This is a genomic window from Sphaerisporangium melleum, assembly GCF_014646695.1.
GTDB classification, from domain to species: Bacteria; Actinomycetota; Actinomycetes; order Streptosporangiales; family Streptosporangiaceae; genus Sphaerisporangium; species Sphaerisporangium melleum.
In genome coordinates this window covers 86,168-107,268 of record NZ_BMNT01000029.1, presented here as the reverse complement: position 1 = coordinate 107,268, position 21,101 = coordinate 86,168, and the positions used below count along the sequence as shown (strand labels likewise).

General features: G+C 71.9%; 19 protein-coding genes and 1 pseudogene. 9 read left to right on the top strand and 11 right to left on the bottom strand.

Going from position 1 to position 21,101, the window contains the following annotated elements:
* Positions 1-391: 391 nt before the first annotated feature.
* Positions 392-898, top strand: a complete 507-nt coding sequence (locus IEY93_RS24835) for a YdeI/OmpD-associated family protein (RefSeq protein WP_504739362.1) — start codon at positions 392-394, stop codon at positions 896-898.
* A gap of 183 nt (positions 899-1,081) precedes the next feature.
* Here the strand turns inward: IEY93_RS24835 and IEY93_RS24830 are convergent, their stop codons facing one another.
* The gene (locus tag IEY93_RS24830; protein WP_189165517.1) at positions 1,082-1,759 is read right to left on the bottom strand and encodes a TetR family transcriptional regulator; all 678 of its coding nucleotides are present in this window, start codon (positions 1,757-1,759) and stop codon (positions 1,082-1,084) included.
* A gap of 120 nt (positions 1,760-1,879) precedes the next feature.
* Between IEY93_RS24830 and IEY93_RS24825 the strand changes: the two genes are divergently transcribed.
* Together IEY93_RS24825 and IEY93_RS24820 are read left to right on the top strand one after the other, a co-directional pair.
* Positions 1,880-2,872 carry a quinone oxidoreductase family protein gene (locus IEY93_RS24825; protein WP_189165516.1) on the top strand — a complete coding sequence of 331 codons (993 nt, stop codon included), beginning with the start codon at positions 1,880-1,882 and terminating at the stop codon, positions 2,870-2,872.
* Between the two features lie 2 nt (positions 2,873-2,874).
* Positions 2,875-4,533 carry a CocE/NonD family hydrolase gene (locus tag IEY93_RS24820; protein WP_189165515.1) on the top strand — a complete coding sequence of 553 codons (1,659 nt, stop codon included), beginning with the start codon at positions 2,875-2,877 and terminating at the stop codon, positions 4,531-4,533.
* A gap of 150 nt (positions 4,534-4,683) precedes the next feature.
* Here IEY93_RS24820 and IEY93_RS24815 read toward each other — a convergent pair whose 3' ends face one another.
* From IEY93_RS24815 to IEY93_RS24790, 6 genes and pseudogenes are all read right to left on the bottom strand, one after another.
* On the bottom strand, positions 4,684-5,670 hold the full coding sequence (locus IEY93_RS24815; protein WP_189165514.1) for a radical SAM protein: 987 nt from the start codon (positions 5,668-5,670) through the stop codon (positions 4,684-4,686).
* A gap of 240 nt (positions 5,671-5,910) precedes the next feature.
* The gene (locus IEY93_RS24810) at positions 5,911-6,618 is read right to left on the bottom strand and encodes an RraA family protein (protein WP_189165513.1); all 708 of its coding nucleotides are present in this window, start codon (positions 6,616-6,618) and stop codon (positions 5,911-5,913) included.
* Between the two features lie 117 nt (positions 6,619-6,735).
* Positions 6,736-7,551 (bottom strand): ABC transporter permease, encoded by an 816-nt coding sequence (locus tag IEY93_RS24805; protein ID WP_203968594.1) that lies wholly within the window; start codon positions 7,549-7,551, stop codon positions 6,736-6,738.
* Between the two features lie 5 nt (positions 7,552-7,556).
* Positions 7,557-8,339, bottom strand: coding sequence for an ABC transporter permease (locus IEY93_RS24800; protein ID WP_189165512.1), 783 nt, complete (start codon positions 8,337-8,339; stop codon positions 7,557-7,559).
* Entirely contained in the window at positions 8,339-9,268 is a 930-nt protein-coding gene (locus IEY93_RS24795; RefSeq protein ID WP_229691434.1) for an ABC transporter ATP-binding protein, read from the bottom strand. Before IEY93_RS24795 ends, IEY93_RS24800 begins: the two co-directional genes overlap by 1 nt.
* A gap of 128 nt (positions 9,269-9,396) precedes the next feature.
* A pseudogene (locus IEY93_RS24790) lies at positions 9,397-9,813 on the bottom strand (organic hydroperoxide resistance protein).
* Between the two features lie 84 nt (positions 9,814-9,897).
* Here IEY93_RS24790 and IEY93_RS24785 point away from each other — a divergent pair.
* Both IEY93_RS24785 and IEY93_RS24780 read left to right on the top strand, forming a co-directional pair.
* A complete protein-coding gene (locus tag IEY93_RS24785; RefSeq protein ID WP_189165511.1) occupies positions 9,898-10,401 on the top strand; it encodes a MarR family winged helix-turn-helix transcriptional regulator in 504 nt (167 codons plus the stop codon).
* A gap of 49 nt (positions 10,402-10,450) precedes the next feature.
* Entirely contained in the window at positions 10,451-12,766 is a 2,316-nt protein-coding gene (locus IEY93_RS24780) for a phosphoketolase family protein (RefSeq protein WP_189165510.1), read from the top strand.
* 40 nt (positions 12,767-12,806) lie between these two features.
* Here the strand turns inward: IEY93_RS24780 and IEY93_RS24775 are convergent, their stop codons facing one another.
* Positions 12,807-13,580 carry a hemerythrin domain-containing protein gene (locus IEY93_RS24775; RefSeq protein ID WP_229691433.1) on the bottom strand — a complete coding sequence of 258 codons (774 nt, stop codon included), beginning with the start codon at positions 13,578-13,580 and terminating at the stop codon, positions 12,807-12,809.
* Between the two features lie 271 nt (positions 13,581-13,851).
* Between IEY93_RS24775 and IEY93_RS24770 the strand changes: the two genes are divergently transcribed.
* Positions 13,852-14,583 (top strand): HAD family hydrolase, encoded by a 732-nt coding sequence (locus tag IEY93_RS24770; protein WP_189165509.1) that lies wholly within the window; start codon positions 13,852-13,854, stop codon positions 14,581-14,583.
* A 53-nt stretch (positions 14,584-14,636) separates the two neighbouring features.
* Here the strand turns inward: IEY93_RS24770 and IEY93_RS24765 are convergent, their stop codons facing one another.
* Positions 14,637-16,013 (bottom strand): GntP family permease, encoded by a 1,377-nt coding sequence (locus IEY93_RS24765; protein WP_189165508.1) that lies wholly within the window; start codon positions 16,011-16,013, stop codon positions 14,637-14,639.
* A gap of 1 nt (position 16,014) precedes the next feature.
* Positions 16,015-16,614, bottom strand: coding sequence for a gluconokinase (locus tag IEY93_RS24760; protein ID WP_203968593.1), 600 nt, complete (start codon positions 16,612-16,614; stop codon positions 16,015-16,017).
* A 135-nt stretch (positions 16,615-16,749) separates the two neighbouring features.
* Here IEY93_RS24760 and IEY93_RS24755 point away from each other — a divergent pair, with 135 nt between their 5' ends.
* The 3 genes from IEY93_RS24755 (at position 16,750) to IEY93_RS24745 (ending at position 18,459) form a co-directional block, all read left to right on the top strand.
* A complete protein-coding gene (locus tag IEY93_RS24755) occupies positions 16,750-17,466 on the top strand; it encodes a FadR/GntR family transcriptional regulator (protein WP_229691443.1) in 717 nt (238 codons plus the stop codon).
* A 148-nt stretch (positions 17,467-17,614) separates the two neighbouring features.
* Positions 17,615-18,076 (top strand): helix-turn-helix transcriptional regulator, encoded by a 462-nt coding sequence (locus IEY93_RS24750; RefSeq protein ID WP_372444501.1) that lies wholly within the window; start codon positions 17,615-17,617, stop codon positions 18,074-18,076.
* 5 nt (positions 18,077-18,081) lie between these two features.
* Complete coding sequence (locus IEY93_RS24745; RefSeq protein WP_189165505.1) at positions 18,082-18,459, top strand: VOC family protein; 378 nt, start codon at positions 18,082-18,084, stop codon at positions 18,457-18,459.
* 215 nt (positions 18,460-18,674) lie between these two features.
* Here IEY93_RS24745 and metE read toward each other — a convergent pair whose 3' ends face one another.
* Positions 18,675-20,945: a 5-methyltetrahydropteroyltriglutamate--homocysteine S-methyltransferase gene (gene metE, locus IEY93_RS24740; RefSeq protein ID WP_189165504.1), complete on the bottom strand. Its 2,271-nt coding sequence runs from the start codon at positions 20,943-20,945 to the stop codon at positions 18,675-18,677.
* Positions 20,946-21,101: the final 156 nt, after the last annotated feature.

Genomic DNA, 21,101 nt, shown 5'->3' with positions numbered 1-21,101 from the left:
TCGCGCGGCTGTTCGCGCCGGCACCCATGGAGACGTCGGATCCCGCATTCTTGACATCGCGCTCACCGGCTTCTTCGACCGGATCGACCACACGATCGGGAGCAGGCCGGCAAGACCTGGTGAAGGCGGGCCGGCGTCATTCGCCCAGAGGTCGCGGTGGCGGCGTGGCGAAGGACCTGATCGGCCGGCTCGCCGCTGACCGATCCAGCGCCACTTCCGGCAGGTCCCCGTCCCGGGCTCCCATCTTCTGACGACCGCCGACGACCATCCCTTTCATGACCACGAGGGCGAACGAACGATGAGCAACGAACCACTGGAACTGACCGTTACCGACGCCCGAGCCTGGCGGGAGTGGCTCAGCAGGCACCACGACAGCTCGGCAGGGGTGTGACTGGTCCTCGCCAAGCGGAACACGACCCGGCCCACGAGCTTGACCTACGACCAGGCGCTCGACGAAGCCCTGTGCCACGGCTGGATCGACGGCCGGCTACGACGGCGGGATGAGATCACCTTCTGCCGGCGCTTCACCCCTCGCGGACGGCGGAGTTCCTGGTCGGCGCGTAACGTTGACCTCGTCACCCGTCTGATCAGCGAAGGCCGGATGCATCCGTCCGGAATGACCGAGGTCGAACGCGCCAAGGCCGACGGCCGTTGGGACGCGGCCTACGCGGGACAAGCCGGCATCGAGGTGCCGGCCGACCTGGCCGCCGCATTGGCCGCGAAACCCCAGGCGCAAGCGATGTTCGACATCCTCACCTCCCAGAACCGCTACGCCGTTCTCTATCGGATCGCAAGCGCCAAACGCGCCGAGACCCGAGCCCGCCGTATCACCCAGTTCGTTGACATGCTCGCCCGCGGCGAGGCGATCCACCCGCAAAAGCGCGCCCTCGGCAGTTGAACGCCCAGCCCGTTGCTCTTCGCAGTAGTACTTCCATCGGTGGTGGGCTGCGTCGTCGGACAGCGGTCCGCCGGTCCCGTTGATGCTGGCGCGGAATGCGGGGCCGAACCGGTAGTCGGCGCGGCCCAGGTAGAGCCCCTTCGCTCGGCGCGGTGGGGAGGTGGTGCCGGGGGCTTGGACGGTTCAGTCCGGGGCCGAAGCCGGGTCGGGGGCGGGGATGACGGTGTGCAGGCCGACGGCGAGTGCGGTCAGGAGCAGTTTCAGTCGTGGGGCGAAGGCGAAGGCGGCGTGGCCCCATTCGGGTACTTGCTGGTAGAGGGCGGCGAGGGTGGGTGTGGGGTGGGACACCTGCCACCCGTTGGCGGCGAGGGCGAGGGTGGCGGCGATGAGTCCTCGCAGCTGGTCGGGGGTCATCGAGCCGGCGCGGTTCAGGTCCTCCACGATCGCGTCGTAGGCGGCGAACGAGTGTGTCTTGTACTGGCGTGCGCGTTCCATGGCCACGTCGCCCTCCAGGCTCAGAGCGACGTGGGTGAGCAGGTCGCAGAACACCGGAAGGGCGATGATCGTGTCGGTGACGATGCCGGCGACGTCTTCGGGCCCCAGGCCGGTGCGCTCGGCCGTCTGTGCGGCGATCGCGGCCCGCCATTGGGCCCAGCCCTGTTCGGCGAGCTCGAGCAGGAGTTCCTCTCGGCTGGAGTAGTAGCGGCGCACTCCGGTGCGGTGCAAGCCCGCGCGCTCGGTGACCGCCTGCACGGTGATGAACCGGACGCCGCCCAGCTCGGTGGCCAGCGCCTGCGCGGCTGTGAGCAGATCCTGCGACCGCTGTTCCTTGTCCTGGGCGGACCGTGCTCGTTCCTTCATGCGACAACTATAACGCGCACCATGATGCGTTAAGTGAGTCTTCGTGCTAGGTTCCAGTTAACGCATCATGAGGTGTGCTAAATGGCGACGCGGATGTGTCGCATGTGGAAGGACAGGTTCATGCAGGCAGTGCATGTCACCCGGTTCGGAGACCCGGCGGTCCTCAAACTGATCACCGATCTTGCGGACCCGGTCCCCGGGCCGGGAGAGGTCGCGATCGACGTCTCGCACGCCGCGGTCGGCCTGATCGACCTGTATCTGCGGCAGGGCCGGTACAAGGACCAGCCTGGTATGCCGCAGCCGCCGTTCGTGTCGGGCCTGGAGGTCGCCGGCACCGTGCGCGCGCTCGGTGAGGGCGTGACCGGCCTGAGTGTCGGGGAGCACGTGGTCGCTTTGTCCGCGGGTACCGGCACCGGCGGTTACGCCTCGGTCTACATCGCCAAGGCCGCGCTGTCCGTCTCGATCGAGGGACGCGGCATCGACCCGGCGCTGGCGGTGTCGGTGGTCCCGAACGCCGCGATGGCGCACGTCGCGCTCACCCGGGTCGCGCACCTGGCCGAGGGGGACAGCGTTTTGGTGCACGGGGCGCTGGGCGGGCTGGCCGCCGGGTTCCCGGGTGTGGCCAAACAGCTCGGCGCCTCCCGCGTCGTGGGCACGGTCCTGCCGGGCAAACTGGCCGCCGGCCGGGCGAGCCGGCTGCCCTACGACCAGATCGTGGACTCCACGGAGCTGCTCGGTGTCCTGGGCGATGAGAAGTTCGACGTCGTGATCGACCCCGTCGGCGGGACGCTGCGCACCCGGAGCTTCGAGGTGATGCGGCCGGGCAGCCGCCTGATCGCGGCGGGCAACGCCTCGGACGACTGGGGCCACGTGGTGGACACCAACCAGCTGTGGTTCCGCAGCATCACCGTGTCCGGCTACAACGCCGGCGCGTTCCTGCCCGCCCACCCGCAAGCCGTTCCCGCCGCGCTGGCCTCGGCCGTCGAGGCGACCGCCGCCGGCCTGGCGCAGATCGAGGTCGACGTACTGCCGTTCAGCCAGGCCGTCACCGCCCACCAGCGTATGGAGAACCGTGAGGTCAACGGCCGCATCGTGCTCACCCCGGAGGCATGACCATGACCGCACTCGGACGCCTCGCGGAGCGCATGGCTCCGCTCCCGCCCGCCACCTCCCGCCGGGTCCGCGTCGAACGCGGCCTGCGGATTCCGATGGACGACGGCGCCACGCTCCTGGCCGACCACTGGGCCCCGCGTGAGACCCGCGCAGGATCGCTGAGCGAGATTCCCGTCGTCGTCGTCCGCACCGCCTACGGGCGCGGCGGCCCCCTCGGCTGGCTTTATGGACCCGTACTCGCCGAACGCGGCCTGCAAGTACTGATCGTCAGCACCCGCGGCACGTTCGGGTCGGACGGCGAGTTCCTGGCGATGCGCAACGAACGCGCCGACGGCCTCGCCACCCTGCGCTGGCTCGCCGGCCAACCCTGGTCCAGCGGCCAGGTGATCCTGGCCGGGTCCAGCTACTTCGGCTACACCCAATGGGCGATCGCCGACGCCCTGCCGCCCGAGGTCAAGGCGATGGTCCCGCACATCACCTCCTCCCGGCTCGCGCTGGGCCTGATGCGGCCCGGCAGGGTCGACCTCGAAACGATCACGAACTTCTCCTGGAACACCGCCCCTCAGCGCCGCGACGGCTCATCCCTGCCCGCCGCGCAGGAACGGCGCGGCTACCTGCTGCGGTCGATGGTCGGCGCCGACCGCCGCCGCATCGCCAACGCGATGAACACCCTGCCCGTCACCGACGTCGACCAGGCGTTGCTCGGCCGCACGTCGGAGTTCTTCCAGCAGATCGTGCGCCACGACCCCGACAGCACCTACCTGGAGGGCCTGGACCGCAGCGGCACCGTCGCCGACGTCACCGTGCCGGTCAGCTCCGTCACCGGCTGGTACGACATCTTCCTCGCCGACCAGCTCCAGGACTTCACCACCCTCGTCGACGCCGGCCGCAAGCCCCGGCTGACCGTCGGCCCGTGGTGGCACGCCGACCCGCGCGGCATGGGCGCCTCCATCGCCCAGGTCGTCGAGTGGGGCTCCGCTGTCGCCACCGGCCAGGAGCCCCCGCCCCGGGCCCCGGTGCGGCTGTATGTGATGGGCGCCGACGAATGGCGCGACTTCGCCTCATGGCCACCCACCGGATACGAGCCCCGGCAACTCCATCTACGCGCCGACGGCACCCTGGCCGGCACGGCGGGATCCGCGGCACCGCCATCGACGTTCATCTACGACCCGAACGACCCCACCCCCTCCCTCGGCGGAGCCAAACTCAACCCCACCGGCGCCGGCTCCGTCGACAACCGGAAGCTGGAAGAGCGCCCCGATGTGCTCACCTTCACCGGAGCACCGCTCACTGACGACCTGGAGGTCATCGGCCAGGTCACCGCCGAGGTCTGGGTAGGCGCGAACCGGCCCAGCACGGATGTGTTCGTGCGGCTGTGCGACGTCGATCCCCGCGGCACGTCGCTCAACGTGTGCGACGACCTCGTGCACGTCGACACCGACGGCGCCACCCGCGCCACCGTGCACCTGTCACCGACCGCCTACCGCTTCAAGAAGGGACACCGGCTCCGCGTCCAGGTCTCCGCCGGCGCCTTCCCCCGATTCGCCCGCAACCTCGGCGGCGGCGAACCCGCCGAGCACGCCACGACAGCGCACACGACGACCTTCGAACTCTTCCACGACGAAGCACACCCGTCCGCGGTGACCATCCCGGCACGCTGATCGACGCCTCCCCCCGGCACCCGGTCGCCATCGTGAGCCGGAACCCAGCGAGTCCAACGATCAGTGATCAACTGCGCGGCCCGTTTCTGCCGTATTCCGGGGGCACCCCAACAGCGGCCGGGACATGCCGGGGAGGAAACCCCGGCTTGGCTACAGCAGGGCGAGCTGGTGGTCGGCGGCGCGGCGCGGCGTCCACGGGGCCCGGCGGGCGCCGATGCCGTACAGCCGGGCCAGCTCGGCGACCCGGCCCTCGACCCGGCTCCGGTAGTCCTGCGCGGCGACCGGCCCCGCGCCGTACAGCTCCTGGTAGCGCGGCACCAGGCGCGGGTGTTCCTCGGCGAGCCACTTCAGATACCACTCGCGGGCGCCGGGCGGCAGGCGCAGCACCAGGGGAGTGAGGCTGACCGCGCCCGCCTCGGCGACCCGGCGCACCACGGCGCGCAGCTGGTCCTCCGAATCGGTCAGGCACGGCAGGATCGGCGCCATCAGCACCCCGCAGGGCACGCCGCGCTCGCCGAGCTCGGCGCACAGCTCCAGGCGTTTTTGCGCGCTGGGCGCCCCCGGCTCGACCACCCGCCGCAACCGGTCGTCGACGAACCCGATCGACACCCGCGCCTCGACCTCGGCGACCTCGGCCGCTTCGGCGATCAGCTCGGCGTCGCGCAGGATCAGCGCGCTCTTGGTCATCACCCTGAACGGGTTGCCCGCGTCACGCAGCGCGGCGAGGACACCGGGCATCAGCCGGTAGACCTCCTCGGCGTCCTGGTAGCAGTCACCGCTCAGCCCCACACCGATCGTCTCGCCCGCCCAGCGCGGCGAGGCCAGCTCGGCGCGCAGCCGCCGGGCGGCGTCGGTCTTGACCACGATGGCCGAGCCGAAGTCGCGCTCGCCGTCCAGCCCGAGGTAGCGGTGGGCGCGCCGGGCGCCGCAGTACAGGCAGGCGTGGGCGCAGCCGCGGTAGGGGCTGACCGCGAAGGACAGGCCGAGCCCGGCGGTCTCGGGCACCCGCTCGATGACGGTGCGGGCCGGCATCTCATAGCAGGTGGTCTCACCCAGGACCCGGCGCACAGCGCGGCGCTCGATGCGCGGCCGGGACACCGGGGCGTGATCGACAAGGGGAAGGGCGTCGAAACGCATGACCTACAGTGGAACACGTATTCGATACGCCTGGCAAGTGATCCCGCCGCCCCGGCATCCCGCGCCCTGTCGGTGGCAGGGGCGTTGTGGCCCGTCGCCGCGCCAGGCGGCTCGCGGTGCCCGGCGACGGCCGCGGCCCAGATCCGCGCCCCGCAGGGGGGGCCACCCACCGCCTGCGCCCATGCCGCCGCGCGGGGAACCTGTCCGGGCTGATCGCCGCCCTGCGGGCGCGGGCGGGGGTCACTCCTCGATGGCGCCGCCGATGGCGCGCAGGTGCTCGCGGAAGGTGAAGGAGGGCTCGTGCCGGCGCCGGTCGAGATAGGCCTCGAAGCGCACCTGGGCGCGCAGCGTGCGGCCGGTCCTGATGTGCTCGGCCTGGCGGCGCTCGGTGTCGCGGATGCGCTCGGCGAGGGTGAACAGCTCTTCGGCGGCCTCGGCGGGGATGAACAGCACGCCGTCGTCGTCGCCGGCGACCAGGTCGGCGGGCGTGACCGTCCACTCGCCCACCGTCGCCGAGGACAGGGCGCCGGCCGGCCGCTCCCTCGGGGCCGGCGGGCCGGCCGGGATCGCGCCGAGGCTGAAGACGGGCAGGCCGATGGCGCGGATGTCGGCGCTGTCGCGGTGCAGGCCGAAGATCACGACCCCGTCCAGGCCGGCGGCCCGGGCCTCCAGCACCACCAGGTCGCCCACGCACGCCTCGTCCAGCCGGCCGCCGTTGTCGGCCACCAGCACCGAGCCGGGCCGTGCGTGCTCGAACGCCTCGAGGAACACATCGACGCTGCCGGCGTGCCGGGCGGGCAGCGCCGGACCGGCGATCCGGCCGCCGGGCGACAGCGGGCGCAGGCCCGCGGGCGCGCAGCGCACCGGGACGCCGGCGCGGATGCAGGCGTCGGCCAGGTAGGCGGTGGTCAGGGTGGCGAATCGCGCCCGCAGCTTTCCGTGGTCCATGCTCCCGCTCCGTTTCGCCGTTCACGCCGCCGCGGCCCTGCTGGGACCTGGGCCGGCGGGTGTGCCGTTCCCGAGGCTGTCACGCCGCCCGGAGCGGGTTCAACCACCCTGACAGGGTCAGACGCACAGCCGTCGCTGCAGCCGCCGGGCGGCGAACCACAGGCCGGCGGCGGCCATGGCGCAAAGGTAGGCGGCGTGCCCGAGCAGGCCGAGGTGCGCGTCGCCGATGCACAGCCCGCGCACCAGCTCGATCGCGTGGTACAGCGGGGTGACCTGCACGAGCACCTGCACGGCCGCCGGGTAGTCGCCGACGGGGGAGAAGGTGCCGGAGAACAGGAACAGCGCGAACTGGCCGGTGGTGATCAGGTCGAAGTCCTGCCAGCCGCGCATCAGCGTGCTGACCGCCATGCCGCAGGCGCCGAACGCCACCCCGACCAGGACGGTGGCGGGGAAGGCGGCCAGCGCCCACAGCGGCTCGGCCAGCCCCAGCCCGACCATGATCAGCAGGAACACCGCGGTGTAGAGGGAACCGCGGATCATGGCCCAGCCCAGCTCGCCGAGCGCGAGCTCCAGTGGCCGCACCGGGGTGGCGAGCATGGCGTCGAAGACCTTCTGGTACTTCATCTTGTGGAAGAAGTTGAAGGTGGTCTCGGCCAGTGCCCCGGTCATGGCCGACACGGCCAGCATGGCCGGCGCGACGTAGGCGGCGTACGACAGCGCCCGCCCGGCGACGGTGAGCTCGCCGACCAGCGCGCCGACGCCCACGCCGATGGACAGCAGGTACAGCAGCGGCTCGAAGAAGCCCGACAGCAGCACCAGCCAGTACGACGGGCCCGAGCGCAGCGCCCCGAGGTTGCGGCCGATCACCGCGCCGACCCGCCCGGGGGCCGCCCCTTGGGGGGCAAGGCGGGCGGCGATCATGGTGGTCATCATGGATGTCAGTCCTGCAGTCGTTTGCGGAAGGCGCGAAAGGCCCACAGCGTGCCGGCGGCGGCGAAGGCCAGCAGGCAGGCCAGGTGCGCGGCGACCGGCCAGGGCGGGGCGGCCCCCAGGGTGGCGGCGCGGTCGAGCTCGACTCCGTGCCACAGCGGGGACAGGTAGGCCAGCGGCCGCACCAGGGCGGGCAGCTGCTCCACGGGGAAGAACACCCCGGAGAACAGCGAGGCGGGGATCATCACGAAGCGGAACAGCAGCGCGAAGTAGCTGTCGTGGTCGATGCTCGCGGCGAACGCCATGGTGGGGGCGGCCGAGGCCAGGGCCACCAGGGCGCACACCAGCGGGGTGAGCACCGCCCACGGGGAGCGCAGCGCGCCGAACAGCGAGGTGACGGCCAGAAAGACCACCACCGCGATCTCGACGCGGATCACCACGTAGGCCAGCCAGCCGCACACCATGTCGCCGGGCTGGACGGGGGTGGCTGCCATGGCGTGGTAGGCCCGCGACCATTTGAAGTCGCCCAGCACGAAGTAGGTGCACTCGCCGACCGCCATCTGGAAGGCGGTGGAGGCCAGCACGCCGGGGACGATCCACGACAGGTAGTCGACCCCGCCGACCTCGCCGACGTACCCGCCGACCCCCATGCCGATGCTGATCAAGAACAGCACGGGCAGCAGGAAGGTCGACAGCGCCGAGGCCGCCCACAGCCGGCGATAGAGGGTCAGGCCGCGCTCCAGCACGGCCAGGGTCGAGCGGGCCGAGACCTGCGCGGTGAGCTGGGCCATCAGTCGACCAGCGTCCGGCCGGTGAGGTGCAGGAAGACGTCCTCCAGGGTGGAGCGGCGCACCAGCACACTGGAGGGGGTGAGCCCGCGGCGGTGGACCTCGGCCACCGCGGCGTCACCGTCGGCGGCGTAGACCAGCAGGCGGTCGGGCAGCGGGTCGATGCGCTCACCGGCCCCGGCGAGCTTGCCGGCCACGTCGGCGGGGCGTTCGTCGCCGAAGCGCAGCTCGACCACCTCGGGGGTGGAGTAGGTCTGGATGAGCGAGCGGGGCGAGCCCTCGGCGACGATGCGCCCGCCGTCCATCACCACCAGCCGGTCGCACAACTGCTCGGCCTCGTCCATGTAGTGGGTGGTGAGCACCAGGGTGGTGCCGCGCCGCTTGAGCTGGAACAGCCGCTCCCACAGCAGGTGGCGGGCCTGGGGGTCCAGGCCGGTGGTGGGCTCGTCCAGCAGGATGATGTCGGGGTCGTTGACCATGGCGCGGGCGATGGTGAGCCGGCGCTTCATGCCGCCCGACAGCGGCTCGACCTTTCCGCCGGCCCGGTCGGCGAGCTGGACGAACTCCAGCAGCTCCTCGGCGCGCGCCCGGGCCTGCCTGCGGCCGATACCGAAGTAGCGGGCGTAGGTGGTGAGGTTCTCCCGGACACTGAGGTCGAAGTCGAGGTTGTCCAGCTGGGGGCACACGCCGAGGCGGGCGCGGATGCGGGTGCCCTCACGGGCGGGGTCCATGCCGAGGATGCGGAGTTCGCCGGCCGTCGGCAGCGACACGCAACTGATCATCCGCATGGTCGAGGACTTGCCGGCGCCGTTCGGGCCGAGGAACCCGAACGACTCGCCGGGGGCGACCGACACGTCGATGCCGTCGACCGCGGTGAAGTCGCCGAAGCGTTTCACCAGGCCACGCGCGTGGATCAGAGGTAGTTGGGACACCAGGCGACCCTAACCAAGGCCACCGACACTTCCGCAACGCATTTTCCCCGCGCCGCCCGCCCGTCCCAGGCGGCGGGAACGGGCACGGGCGGCACGGCCCGCCGGGCGCTTAGGCGCGGCCGGGGCGGCTACTCGACGATCAGCTCCACCGGGATGTTCCCGCGGGTGGCATTGGAGTAGGGGCAGACCTGGTGGGCGGCCTCGACCAGCGTGCGGCCGGCCTCGCCCTGCAAGTGCTAGGGCAGCTCGACGCGCAGCGTGACGCTGAGGCCGTAGGTGCCGCCCTCGGCCTTGTGCAGCCCCACCTCGGCGGTGACCGCGGCCTCGCCCACGTCCTGCCCGGTCTGCCTGGCGACCGCGGACAGGGCGCTGGCGAAGCAGGCGGAGTACCCGGCGGCGAACAGCTGCTCGGGGTTGGTGCCCTTGCCGTCACCGCCGAGGGCCTTGGGGACGGCGAGGCCGACGTCCAGCAGGCCGTCGGAGCTGACCGAGCGGCCGTCCCGGCCCGAGGAGGTGGCGACGGCGGTGTACAGCGCGGTGCTCATGATGGGTGCCCTTCCAGGAGAACGTGACACCGTTTGATTGTGCACAACCGAATTGGGTGCTGTCAAAGCGGTAGACTGGCCGGCATGGGAAAGGACCTGCTGCGGCTGGACGGGCAGCTCTGCTTCGCCATGTACGCCGCCTGCCGCGCGATGGACGCCCTCTACCGGCGCGAGCTGGCCGCCCTCGGCCTCACCTACCCGCAGTACCTGGTGATGCTCGAGCTGTGGAGCCGCGCCGCCGACGCCGGGCCGAACGGCGAGGCCGCCGCCACCGTCAAGCAACTCGGCCGGGCCCTGCGACTGGACTCGGGCACCCTGTCCCCCCTGCTCAAGCGCCTGGAGGCCGCGGGCCTGGTCCGCCGCGAGCGCGACCGGCACGACGAGCGGTCGGTACGCGTCGCGCTCACCGGCCAGGGCCACGCGCTGCGCGCCAGGGCAGAGCGGGTGCCCGCACGCGCCCACGCCGCCTCCGGCCTGGACGCCGCCGAGGCCGAGCACCTGCGCCGCATGCTGGGCCGGGTCACCGCCTCGCTGGACCTGGCCGTCGCGGACGCCGACGCCACCACCCCCGCAGGGCCCGCCGCCTAGGGACCAACGGCACTGGATTACTCACCCCCCAGCGGGAACCCTCGTACCCATGAACGAGCTTGAGCGAGTCGATGCCTTCTGGCGTGCCGCCAACTACCTGTCGGTCGGGCAGATCTACCTGCTGGACAACCCCCTGCTGACCGAGCCCCTGCTGCCCGAGCACATCAAGCCCCGCCTGCTCGGCCACTGGGGCACCACCCCCGGGCTGAACTTCTGTTTCGCCCACCTCAACCGGATGATCCGGCAGCGCGACCAGGACATGATCTACATCGCGGGCCCCGGGCACGGCGGCCCGGCCGCGGTCGCGCTCGCCTGGCTGGAGGGCACCTACTCGCAGGTCTACCCCGAGGTGTCCAGGGACGCCGAGGGCATGCGCCGGCTGTTCCGGCAGTTCTCCTTCCCCGGCGGCATCCCCAGCCACGTGGCCCCCGAGACGCCCGGCTCCATCCACGAGGGCGGCGAACTCGGCTACTCCCTGGCCCACGCCTACGGCGCCGCGTTCGACAACCCCGGCCTGGTGGTCGCCTGCGTCGTCGGCGACGGCGAGGCCGAGACCGGCCCGCTCGCCACCAGCTGGCACTCCAACAAGTTCCTCAACCCCGCGCGGGACGGCGCCGTACTGCCGATCCTGCACCTGAACGGCTACAAGATCGCCAATCCGACCGTGCTCGCCCGCATCCCCGAGACCGAGCTGATCAAGCTCATGGAGGGCTACGGCTACCGCCCGCACATCGTCTCCGGCGACGACCCCGCCGTCATGCACCGGCTCATGGCCGACACCCTGGAGGTGGTCTTCGACCAGATCGCCGAGGTCAAGGCCGGTGACGACCCGCGCTGGCCGATGATCGTCCTGCGGTCCCCCAAGGGCTGGACCGGCCCCCGGCAGGTCGACGGCCTGCCGGTCGAGGGCACCTGGCGCTCGCACCAGGTGCCGCTGTCGGCGGTACGCGACGACCCCGGCAAGCTCGCCGAGCTGGAGCGCTGGATGCGCTCCTACCGTCCCGGCGAACTGTTCGACGAGCACGGCCGGCCCCTGCCCGAGGTCACCGCCATCGTGCCCGACGGGCCGCGCCGCATGAGCGCCAACCCGCACGCCAACGGCGGCGAACTGCTCGACCCGCTCAAGCTGCCCGACTTCCGCGACTACGCCACCGAGGTCAAGGCGCCGGCCACCTGCACCACCGAGCCCACCCGCCAGCTCGGCGGCTTCATCCGCGACGTCATCGCCGCAAACCCCCGCGACTTCCGCCTCCTCGGCCCCGACGAGGTCGCCTCCAACCGGCTCGGCGCGGCCTTCGAGGTCACCGGCCGGGTGTGGCAGGCCGGGCAGCTGCCCACCGACGAGCACATCACCACCGACGGCCGGGTCATGGAGGTGCTCAGCGAGCACCTGTGCCAGGGCTGGCTGGAGGGCTACCTGCTCACCGGCCGCCACGGACTGTTCACCTCCTATGAGGCGTTCATCCACATCATCGACGCGATGTTCAACCAGCACGCCAAGTGGCTGGAGGCCTGCCGCAAGATCCCCTGGCGGCGCCCGATCGCCTCGCTCAACTACCTGCTCAGCTCGCATGTGTGGCGCCAGGACCACAACGGCTTCAGCCACCAGGACCCCGGGTTCCTGGACGTGGTGGTCAACAAGAAGGCGACCGTGGTACGGGTCTACCTGCCGCCGGACGCCAACACCCTGCTGTCGGTGGCCGACCACTGCCTGCGCTCGCACGACTACGTCAACGTCGTCATCGCCGGCAAGCAGCCGGTGCTGGACCTGATGTCGATGGACGACGCCATCCTGCACTGCACCCGGGGCCTGGGCATCCTGCAATGGGCCTCCAGCGACCAGGGCCATGAGCCGGACGTCGTGCTCGCCTGCGCCGGGGACGTCCCCACCCTGGAGACGCTGGCCGCCGCCGACCTGCTGCGACGCCACCTGCCGGAGTTGAAGGTGCGCGTGGTCAACGTCGTGGACCTGATGCGCCTGCAACCGGACTCCGAGCACCCCCACGGGCTGACCGACACCGCCTTCGACGCCCTGTTCACCACCGACAAACCGGTCATCTTCAACTTCCACGGCTACCCATGGCTGATCCACCGCCTGACCTACCGCCGCCACGGGCACGAGAACCTGCACGTGCGCGGCTACAAGGAGGAGGGCACCACCACCACGCCGTTCGACATGGCCATGATGAACGACATCGACCGCTTCCACCTGGTCATGGACGTCATCGACCGCGTACCCGGCCTGTCGGAACGCTGCGGCCACCTGCGCCAGGAGATGACCGACGCGCGCACCCGGGCCCGTGCCCACACCCGCGAGTACGGCGAGGACCTGCCCGAGATCCGCGACTGGACCTGGCAGCACTGACCCGCGCCCGCGCGGCCTTCACGGGGGAGAACGCGGGAGGTCAGCGGGCCGGGGCGGATCCGCGTGAGGTGCGGGCGGACGACTTCGGCGGGGTGAAGCGGGCCAGGTCGTGGATGTGCAGCGCCCGTTCCATGTCGGCGACCCGATGGACCAGGACGGTGAACCCGCGCGGCCCGAAACGACGGCGCTCCTCGGCCTCGAAGATCTCGCCCAGCCGGGCGTACTGCCCGGCGGGCGTCACCTTGCGGAAGGCGGGGAACACCACGGTGTCCTCCCTGGCCTCGTGCGGCTCGTACATGCGGATGAAGGCCGCCATGTCGGAGACCAGGGCGTTGCGCTGATGGGCCGAGGCCCGGGAATGGCGGGTGGCGGCCAGGATGCGGCCGGTCAGTTCGCGTCCCCGCTTGTGCTGCAGGCACAGGACCGTGATCGTGTGGCGCAGCTGGCCGGCCTTGACCAGGCGGGGGAAGACGTACTTCTCCTCCAGGCGCTCGTGGTGGCCTTCGATGAAGTCGCGCACGACGCGGGCCCCGGCGTGCAACGGCTGGGCGGGCACCTGCTCACCGCGCCGGATCCGCCGGATCCCCTCCCGGTACACCAGCAGGATCCGCTTCAGCACCCCGTGCTCGTGCATGAGGTCTTCGGCCGGCGTCTCCTCCGGTTCGTGCCCGCGGGCCTGCGAAGGGGACACCGCCGCGAGCGCCGGGGCGCCGGACCCGGGATGGACGGCGAGGGGCACGGCGCCGGCCAGTGCGACGGTGGACAGGCTGAGCAGGTCACGGCGGCTGACCGCCGGCCCTCGTTGATCTTCCACGATATCTCCGTTTTGCCCGATTGTCAGGTTTCGCCGCACGCACCCGCGCTGCACCGGAGAGTCCCCTCTCCCGCCGACCCCCACGCCGACAGGCGGGTAAATGCTTGATCGGCCTCCTCGCCTCACGACTCCTCGCGCGGATCCCGGCTCGGCCAGGTGACAGGCACCCCCTCGCCGCCGGGCGCCACCCCGCACCGCGCTCCGCCGGACCGGCGCCCAGATGCCGCGGCCCCCTGTGGAATCAGGGCGAGCACCACGAGATGATCACCCCATGACGGATGTGGTCTTCTTCGACCTGGACGGCACCCTGGTCGATCACCGGAGCGCTGTCTGGGAGGCGATCGGCCAGATCGTCCAGGCCGCGCCGAACGCGACGGCTCCCCCCGAGGAACTGATGACCTTGTGGTGGACCCTCGAGGCGCGCCACATGCGCGAATACCTGGCCGGCCGGTGCTCCTTCGCCGAGCACCACCGGCGCAGGCTCCGTTCCTTCCTGCCGATGCTCGGCGAGCCGGTCCCGCAAAGCCCCGCCCTGCTGGACGCCTGGATCGCCGAGCGCTACCTCACCGTGTTCGAGCGGTCCTGGCGGTGCTACCCCGACGTCCGGCCCTGCCTGGAGGACCTGAAACGGCTTCCCCGCCCACCGCGCCTGGCCGTTCTCACCAACGGCGACCCCGAGCAGCAGCGCGCCAAGCTCGCCCGCTTCGGCCTGCTGGACCACTTCGAAGCCGTCCTGACCCCGGCCGAGCTCGGTGTGGCCAAGCCCGCCGCCTACGCCGCCGCCTGCCGGTGGATGCGGACCGGCCCCGCCAGGGCGGTCAACGTCGGCGACATGCTGGAAAGCGACGTGCACGCGGCCACCCTCGCCGGGCTCACCGGCATCTGGCTGGACCGCGGCGTCGACTTCGTCACCGGGGGACCCTCGCCGACGGCGGACGAGGCGGTGCTCCGCATCGAACGGCTCGCCGACCTGCCCGGCCTGCTGTCACCCGCGAGCGCCTGACCCCATCGACACCTGCTGGTGTGCCGGGACGGAGCCGGGGGAGTGGCCTGCGGTCAGACGACCAGGTCCAGTGCCAGCACCAGCACCAGGCCGACCACCGAGATCACCGTCTCCATCACCGACCACGTCTTGATGTTCTGGCCGACGCTCAGCCCGAAGTACTCCTTCACCAGCCAGAACCCGGCGTCGTTGACGTGTGAGAAGAACAGCGACCCCGCGCCGATCGCGAGCACCAGAAGCGAGGTCTCCCCGGTGCCCAGGGCGGGGACCAGGGGGGCCAGGATGCCCGAGGCGGTGACGGTGGCCACCGTGGCCGACCCGGTGGCCAGGCGGATCAGCACCGCGACCAGCCAGGCCAGCAGCAGCACCGAAAGGCCGCTGCTCTGCACCCAGTCGGCCACCAGCTTGCCGATGCCGGAGTCCACCAGCGTCTGCTTGAACCCGCCACCGGCCGCGACGATCAGCAGGATCCCGGCGATCGGCGGCAGTGAGTTCTCCAGCGAGGCGGTGATCGCCTTGCGGTCCATGGCGCCGCCGCGGCCCAGGGTGAAGATGGCGACGATGACCGCGATGAGCAGGGCCACCAGCGGCGTGCCGAGGAAGTCCAGCACCGAACGGGCCAACGCGCCCTCGGCGGCGACCAGATCGGCCACGGCCTTGCCCATCATCAGCACCACCGGCAGCAGCACGGTGGCCACGGTGCGGGCGAAGGAGGGCCGGCGGGCGTCGGGCTCGCCCGGCTCGGAATCGTACAGCTCCGGCGCGGGCACCTGCACCCAGCGGGCGGCGTAGCGGGCCAGCAGCGGCCCGGCGACGGCCACGGTGGGCAGGGCGACCAGCACGCCGAGCACCAGGGTGAGGCCGAGGTCGGCCTTGAGGGCGTCGATGGCGGCCAGCGGTCCAGGGTGCGGCGGCACCAGGCCGTGCATGACCGACAGGCCGGCCAGCGCCGGAATGCCGATCTTGACCAGCGACAGACCTGAGCGGCGCGACACCAGGAAGATCACCGGCATCAGCAGCACGAGTCCGATCTCGAAGAACATCGGCAGGCCGATGATGGCGCCCACCGCGGCCATCGCCCAGGGCAGGGAACGGGCACTGGAGCGGCCGACGATGGTGTCGACGATCTGCCCGGCACCGCCGGAGTCGGCCAGCAGCCGGCCGAACATGGCGCCGAGCGCGATCAAGGTGCCCACACCGGCCGCGGTGGAGCCGAAGCCGGTGGTGAAACTGCCGATCACCTCGGTCATGGGCAGACCGGCGACGGCGCCGACGGCCAGCGAGCCCAGGGTGAGACTGAGGAACGGGTGCAGTTTGAACCGCGTGATCAACACGACGATCAGCGCGATGCCGACCAGCGCCGCCGGCAGCAGGCGCCCGGCGGCGACGGCCGCGCCGGCGGGGGCCAGCGCGAGCGATGTGGGGCTCATCTCATCTCTCCGGTGCCCGCGGGGGGCCGGGAAGATCCGCGGGACAGGCGGCGGCCAGGTAGTCCTCCACCAGTTGCTCGACGCCACGGGTGAAATCGAGCACCACGCCGCGCTCGTCGTCCTGCAGCGGCTGCAGGGCGGCGTACTGGGAGTCGACCAGCGAGGCGGGCATGAAGTGCCCGGGCCGGCCGGCCACCCTCCGGCGTACGACCTCCCGGTCGCCGGCCAGGTGGACGAAGCAGGCCGGCGGCGCGGCGGCGCGCAGCACGTCGCGGTAGGACCGCTTGAGCGCCGAGCAGCTGACCACGGCGCCGCCGGCGGCGTGGTCGGCCAGCCAGGCGCCGATGGCCCGCAGCCACGGCATGCGGTCGTCGTCGTCCAGCGGGATCCCGGCGGTCATCTTGGCGACGCTGGCCGGGCTGTGGAAGTCGTCGGCGTCGGCGAACGGCAGCCCGAGCCGGTCGGCCAGGGCCTGGCCGACCGTGGTCTTGCCCGATCCGGTGACCCCCATGACGACCAGCAGCGGCGCCGTCCCGGCCTCGGCGCGGGTTTGCCCTGCGGCGCCGGGGGAAGCCGGGGGCGAGGGATCTGCGGGGTTCATTGACGGACCTCTCGACGGGGCTGCCGCACAGCCTGTCATGACTGATATGCCGTAATCAAGAGGTAATGACCGATTAATCAGACCTTTTGGTCTCAGGGGCGGATCTTCCAGCACACCATGGCAGGATTGACCGCCGTGGGAGCCAAAGACCAGACCAAACCAGGACTACACGGCACCCTCCTGGACGGCCTCGGCCTGCGCATCGCCTCCGGCGAACTCCCCGCCGGCCACACCCTGCGCATCGAACAGCTCGAAGAACACTTCGGCGTCTCCCGCTCGGTGGTCCGCGAGGCCATCCGCGTCCTGGAATCGATGGGCCTGCTCACCAGCCGGCGCCGCGTCGGCGTCACCGTCACCCCCCGCGACCGATGGAACCTGTTCGACCCCCGCGTCATCCGCTGGAGACTGCAGGCCGGCGACCGCGAAGACCAGCTCCGCTCACTCGGCCAGCTACGCCGCGGCGTCGAACCGGTCGCCGCCGCCCTGGCCGCCCGCAACGCCACCCCCGAGCAGTGCGGCCTGCTCACCGGCGCGGTCATGAGCATGGCCGTCCACGGCAGGGCCGGCGACCTGGCGGCCTACCTGCAGGCCGACATCGCCTTCCACACCACCCTGCTGCAGGCCTCGGGCAACGAGATGCTCGCCGCGCTCGCCGGCGTGGTCACCGAAGTACTCGCCGGACGCACCCGCCACCACCTCATGCCCGCCCACCCCGAACCCGCCGCCATCCGCCGCCACGCCGAAGTCGCCCAGGCCGTACAGGCCGGCGACCCCGAAGCCGCCGAACGCGCCATGCGCGACATCGTCGACGAGGCCACCACCGCCATGCTCGCCCCACCCCCCACCCCCTGACACCCGGCAACGCGGCAAGCCCCACCGATTCACACACCGATGCCCGGCCCGCCGCAGACCCGTCCGAATCACCCACCCCGCCATGCTTTGGAGCCGGCCGGCCCAGCGCACCGGCTCGCCGACTCAGCAGGCCGTACCATGTGGCACGATTTCTCAGGTGACCAGCACGAACGGCATCGAGGCACGACGCCTGGACGACCTCGCACGGCTGCGGCGCATCCGCGACCGCATCGACCGGGAGTACGCCCGGCCGCTCAACATCGAGGCACTGGCCCGCGGCGAGCACATGTCAGCCGGACACCTGAGCCGCGAGTTCCGCCGGGCGTACGGAGAGTCGCCGTACGGATACCTGATGACCCGGCGCATCGAACGCGCGATGGCACTGCTGGCCCGCGGCGACCTGAACGTGACCGACGTCTGCTTCGCGGTCGGCTGCTCCTCCCTGGGCACCTTCAGCACACGCTTCACCGAACTGGTGGGCATGCCGCCGAGCGTCTACCGGCGCCGCGCGGCGAGCGCGGCGGCAGGGCTGCCCTCGTGCCTGGCCAAGCAGGTCACCAGACCGGTCAGGAATCGAGAAGCGCCCGCCGGAGCGCCACACCTAGCCTGATCTGCATGAACACCACCAACGCCGAGATCCCCCCGTTCACCGGGCCGACCATCAAGACCGTGCTGCACCCGGTGTCCGACCTGGACAAGGCCAAGGCCGTGTACGCCGCCCTGCTCGGCATCCAACCTCAGGCCGACTCCTCGTACTACGTCGGCTTCGACGCCGGAGGCCAGCACATCGGGCTGGTCCCGGGCGGCGGACCGCAGGGCATGACCTCGCCGGTGGCCTACTGGCACGTCCCCGACATCGCGGCGAAACTGGCCGAACTCACCGACGCCGGAGCCACCGTGCACCAGGCCGCGCACGACGTCGGCGGCGGCCGCCTGGTGGCCACCGTCACCGACCCCGACGGCAACGTCCTCGGCCTGATCCAGGACCGCTGAGACCGGCATGCCACCCGGCGGGGGAGCGGGGTGACCGGCCCCGCCACCTCCCTCCACCTCAAGGCGTCCGGTCATCGACCCGCCCCTACGGCGCGGTCCATGACCGGACGCGCACGCGGCGACCACCACCGATCCGACGGCCGGCCGCGGGTGGTGCGTACCCCTCAGCCGGCCGAGGGATGCGCACCACCCGCACCAACGCGCCCCCTCACCCCCTAGAGCAACCGCTCACGCACCAGGCGAGCCGCGGCCACCATGTTGGCCAGCGCCGCCTCCACCTGCTCATAGGTGCGCGTCTTCAACCCGCAGTCGGGATTCACCCACACCCGCTCCACCGGCAGCACCCGCAGCACCGCCTCGATCCCCCCGGCGACCTCCGCCACCCCCGGCACCCGCGGCGAGTGGATGTCGTACACACCCGGCCCGAGCCCCCGGCCGAAACCCGCCACCCCCGGCTCGGCCGGCAGACGCCCCTGCGAACGCGCCGACTCCACACTGGTCACATCGGCGTCCAGCGCGTCGATCGCCTCGACGATCTCCGAAGCCTCCGAATAACACAGATGCGTATGAATCTGCGTGCGCTCACCCGCCCCCGACGTCGCCCGCCGATAAGCACCGACCGCCCACGCCAGATACTCCGCCCGGCCCGCCGCACGCAACGGCATCAACTCCCGCAACGCCGGCTCGTCCACCTGGACGATCGCCACCCCCGCCGCCTCCAGATCGGCCACCTCCTCCCGCACCGCCTCGGCGATCTGCCCCACCACCCGCGGCAACGGCACGTCATCCCGCACGAACGACCAGGCCGCGATGGTCACCGGCCCGGTCAGCATCCCCTTGACCGGCCGGTCCGTCAGCGACTGGGCATACCGCGTCCACCCCACCGTGACCGGCCCCCGGCGACGCACCTCCCCGTACAGGATCGGCGGCCGCACACACCGCGAACCATACGACTGGACCCAGCCGTGCCGGGTGACCGCGAAACCCTCCAGATGCTCGGCGAAGTACTGCACCATGTCATTGCGCTCCGGCTCCCCGTGCACCAGCACATCCAGCCCCAGCCGCTCCTGAAGCTCCACCACCCGGCGGATCTCCCCCCGCACCCGCTCCTCATACTCCCCGGCGCCCAGCTCACCGGCCGAGAACGCCGCCCGCGCGGCGCGCAACTCCCCGGTCTGCGGAAACGACCCGATCGTCGTCACCGGCAGCGCCGGCAGCCGCAAACGCGCCGCCTGCGCCGCCGCCCGCACCTCATACGGGGCACGCCCCGACGCCGGCCACGGCCCCGCCGCGCCGCGCCCGGCGTCCGGCACACCGGCCCCCGCAGCCAGCACCGGAACCCCGGGCACCGGCGCGTCCACCGGCACCGCCGCCAGCCGCCCGGCCAGCTCCACCACCTCGGCGACCTTCTGCTCGGCGAACGCCAGCCGCTCCCGCAACCCCGCCGGCAGCCCGTCCTCCGCATCGACGTCATAAGGCAGGTGAAGCAGCGAACACGACGTGCTCACCACCACCCGCCCCGCCCGCGCCCGCAACGCCAGCAACCCCGCCAAAGCCCGCTCCTGGTCGGTGCGCCACACATCACGCCCGCCCACCACCCCCGCCACCACCGTCTTGCCCGCCAGCTCCGGCAGCGCACACGCGGCCGCCAGATCGCCCCCACCCCGCACCAGGTCCAGCCCGATCGCCTCCACCGGCGTCCCGGCCAGCACCGGCAGCGCCGCCCCCAGCTCACCGAAATAGCCCGCCACCAGCAACCCCGGCCGCCCCCGCAACCCGCCCAGCCTGCGGTAGGCCTCACCTACCGCCGCCAGCTCACCGGGGGAGCGGTCGGCCACCAGCGCCGGCTCGTCCAACTGCACCCACGCGACCCCCTCGGCGGCCAGCGCACCCAGCACCTGCTCGTACACCGCCAGCAGATCGTCCAACCGCTCCAACGGCCGGAAACCCTCCGCAGCCCCCGGCTCGGCCTGGCACAACAGCAGGAAGGTCACCGGCCCTAGCAACACCGGACGGGTCGACAACCCCAGCGCCCGCGCCTCGCGCACCTCCCCGACCGGCTTCCCGGGCACCGCCCGAAACCGCGTCCCCGGACCGACCTGCGGCACCAAGTAGTGATAGTTGGTATCGAACCACTTGGTCATCCGCAGCGGCGCCGCCCCCTCGCCACCACGCGCCATCGCAAAGCAGGTGTCCTCCGGCAACGGCCGGCGGTACCGCCCGGGCACCGCGTCCACCATCATCGCCGCATCCAGCACATGGTCGTACAAGGAGAAGGTGTTGGACGGCAGAGCGGCCAGACCCAGCTCGGCCAGCCGCAGCCAGGTCCCCTCCCGCAACCGCGCCCCCGCCTCGCGCAGCCCCTCCACCCCAAGGCGGCCCTGCCAGTACGCCTCCAGCGCCCGCTTCAACTCACGGCGCGGGCCGATCCGCGGATACCCCAGCACGGTAGAGGCGGGAAACGGCGACGTCGGTACGGCGGTCATATGACACTCCCGGTGACTCGAAGCGAAGGTGATCGCCCCGCATCCTGCCCGCCACCGCCCCGCCCGGCCCGATCCATCCACGCCGCTTATCGCCCGCAGGTCACCACCCGCGCGAACCGCCCCGCCCCGCCTGCCACCCCCGCCGTCCCATCGACG

What these genes read in the sequence shown, in the direction of transcription:
- IEY93_RS24810 (WP_189165513.1), bottom strand. Translation starts at nt 6,618, where the DNA reads ATGGACCACGGAAAGCTGCGGGCGCGATTCGCCACCCTGACCACCGCC.
- IEY93_RS24820 (WP_189165515.1), top strand. Translation starts at nt 2,875, where the DNA reads ATGACCGCACTCGGACGCCTCGCGGAGCGCATGGCTCCGCTCCCGCCC.
- IEY93_RS24825 (WP_189165516.1), top strand. Translation starts at nt 1,880, where the DNA reads ATGCAGGCAGTGCATGTCACCCGGTTCGGAGACCCGGCGGTCCTCAAA.
- IEY93_RS24745 (WP_189165505.1), top strand. Translation starts at nt 18,082, where the DNA reads ATGAACACCACCAACGCCGAGATCCCCCCGTTCACCGGGCCGACCATC.
- IEY93_RS24800 (WP_189165512.1), bottom strand. Translation starts at nt 8,339, where the DNA reads ATGGCCCAGCTCACCGCGCAGGTCTCGGCCCGCTCGACCCTGGCCGTG.
- IEY93_RS24780 (WP_189165510.1), top strand. Translation starts at nt 10,451, where the DNA reads ATGAACGAGCTTGAGCGAGTCGATGCCTTCTGGCGTGCCGCCAACTAC.
- IEY93_RS24760 (WP_203968593.1), bottom strand. Translation starts at nt 16,614, where the DNA reads ATGAACCCCGCAGATCCCTCGCCCCCGGCTTCCCCCGGCGCCGCAGGG.
- IEY93_RS24785 (WP_189165511.1), top strand. Translation starts at nt 9,898, where the DNA reads ATGGGAAAGGACCTGCTGCGGCTGGACGGGCAGCTCTGCTTCGCCATG.
- IEY93_RS24830 (WP_189165517.1), bottom strand. Translation starts at nt 1,759, where the DNA reads ATGAAGGAACGAGCACGGTCCGCCCAGGACAAGGAACAGCGGTCGCAG.
- IEY93_RS24770 (WP_189165509.1), top strand. Translation starts at nt 13,852, where the DNA reads ATGACGGATGTGGTCTTCTTCGACCTGGACGGCACCCTGGTCGATCAC.
- IEY93_RS24765 (WP_189165508.1), bottom strand. Translation starts at nt 16,013, where the DNA reads ATGAGCCCCACATCGCTCGCGCTGGCCCCCGCCGGCGCGGCCGTCGCC.
- IEY93_RS24805 (WP_203968594.1), bottom strand. Translation starts at nt 7,551, where the DNA reads ATGATGACCACCATGATCGCCGCCCGCCTTGCCCCCCAAGGGGCGGCC.
- metE (WP_189165504.1), bottom strand. Translation starts at nt 20,945, where the DNA reads ATGACCGCCGTACCGACGTCGCCGTTTCCCGCCTCTACCGTGCTGGGG.
- IEY93_RS24815 (WP_189165514.1), bottom strand. Translation starts at nt 5,670, where the DNA reads ATGCGTTTCGACGCCCTTCCCCTTGTCGATCACGCCCCGGTGTCCCGG.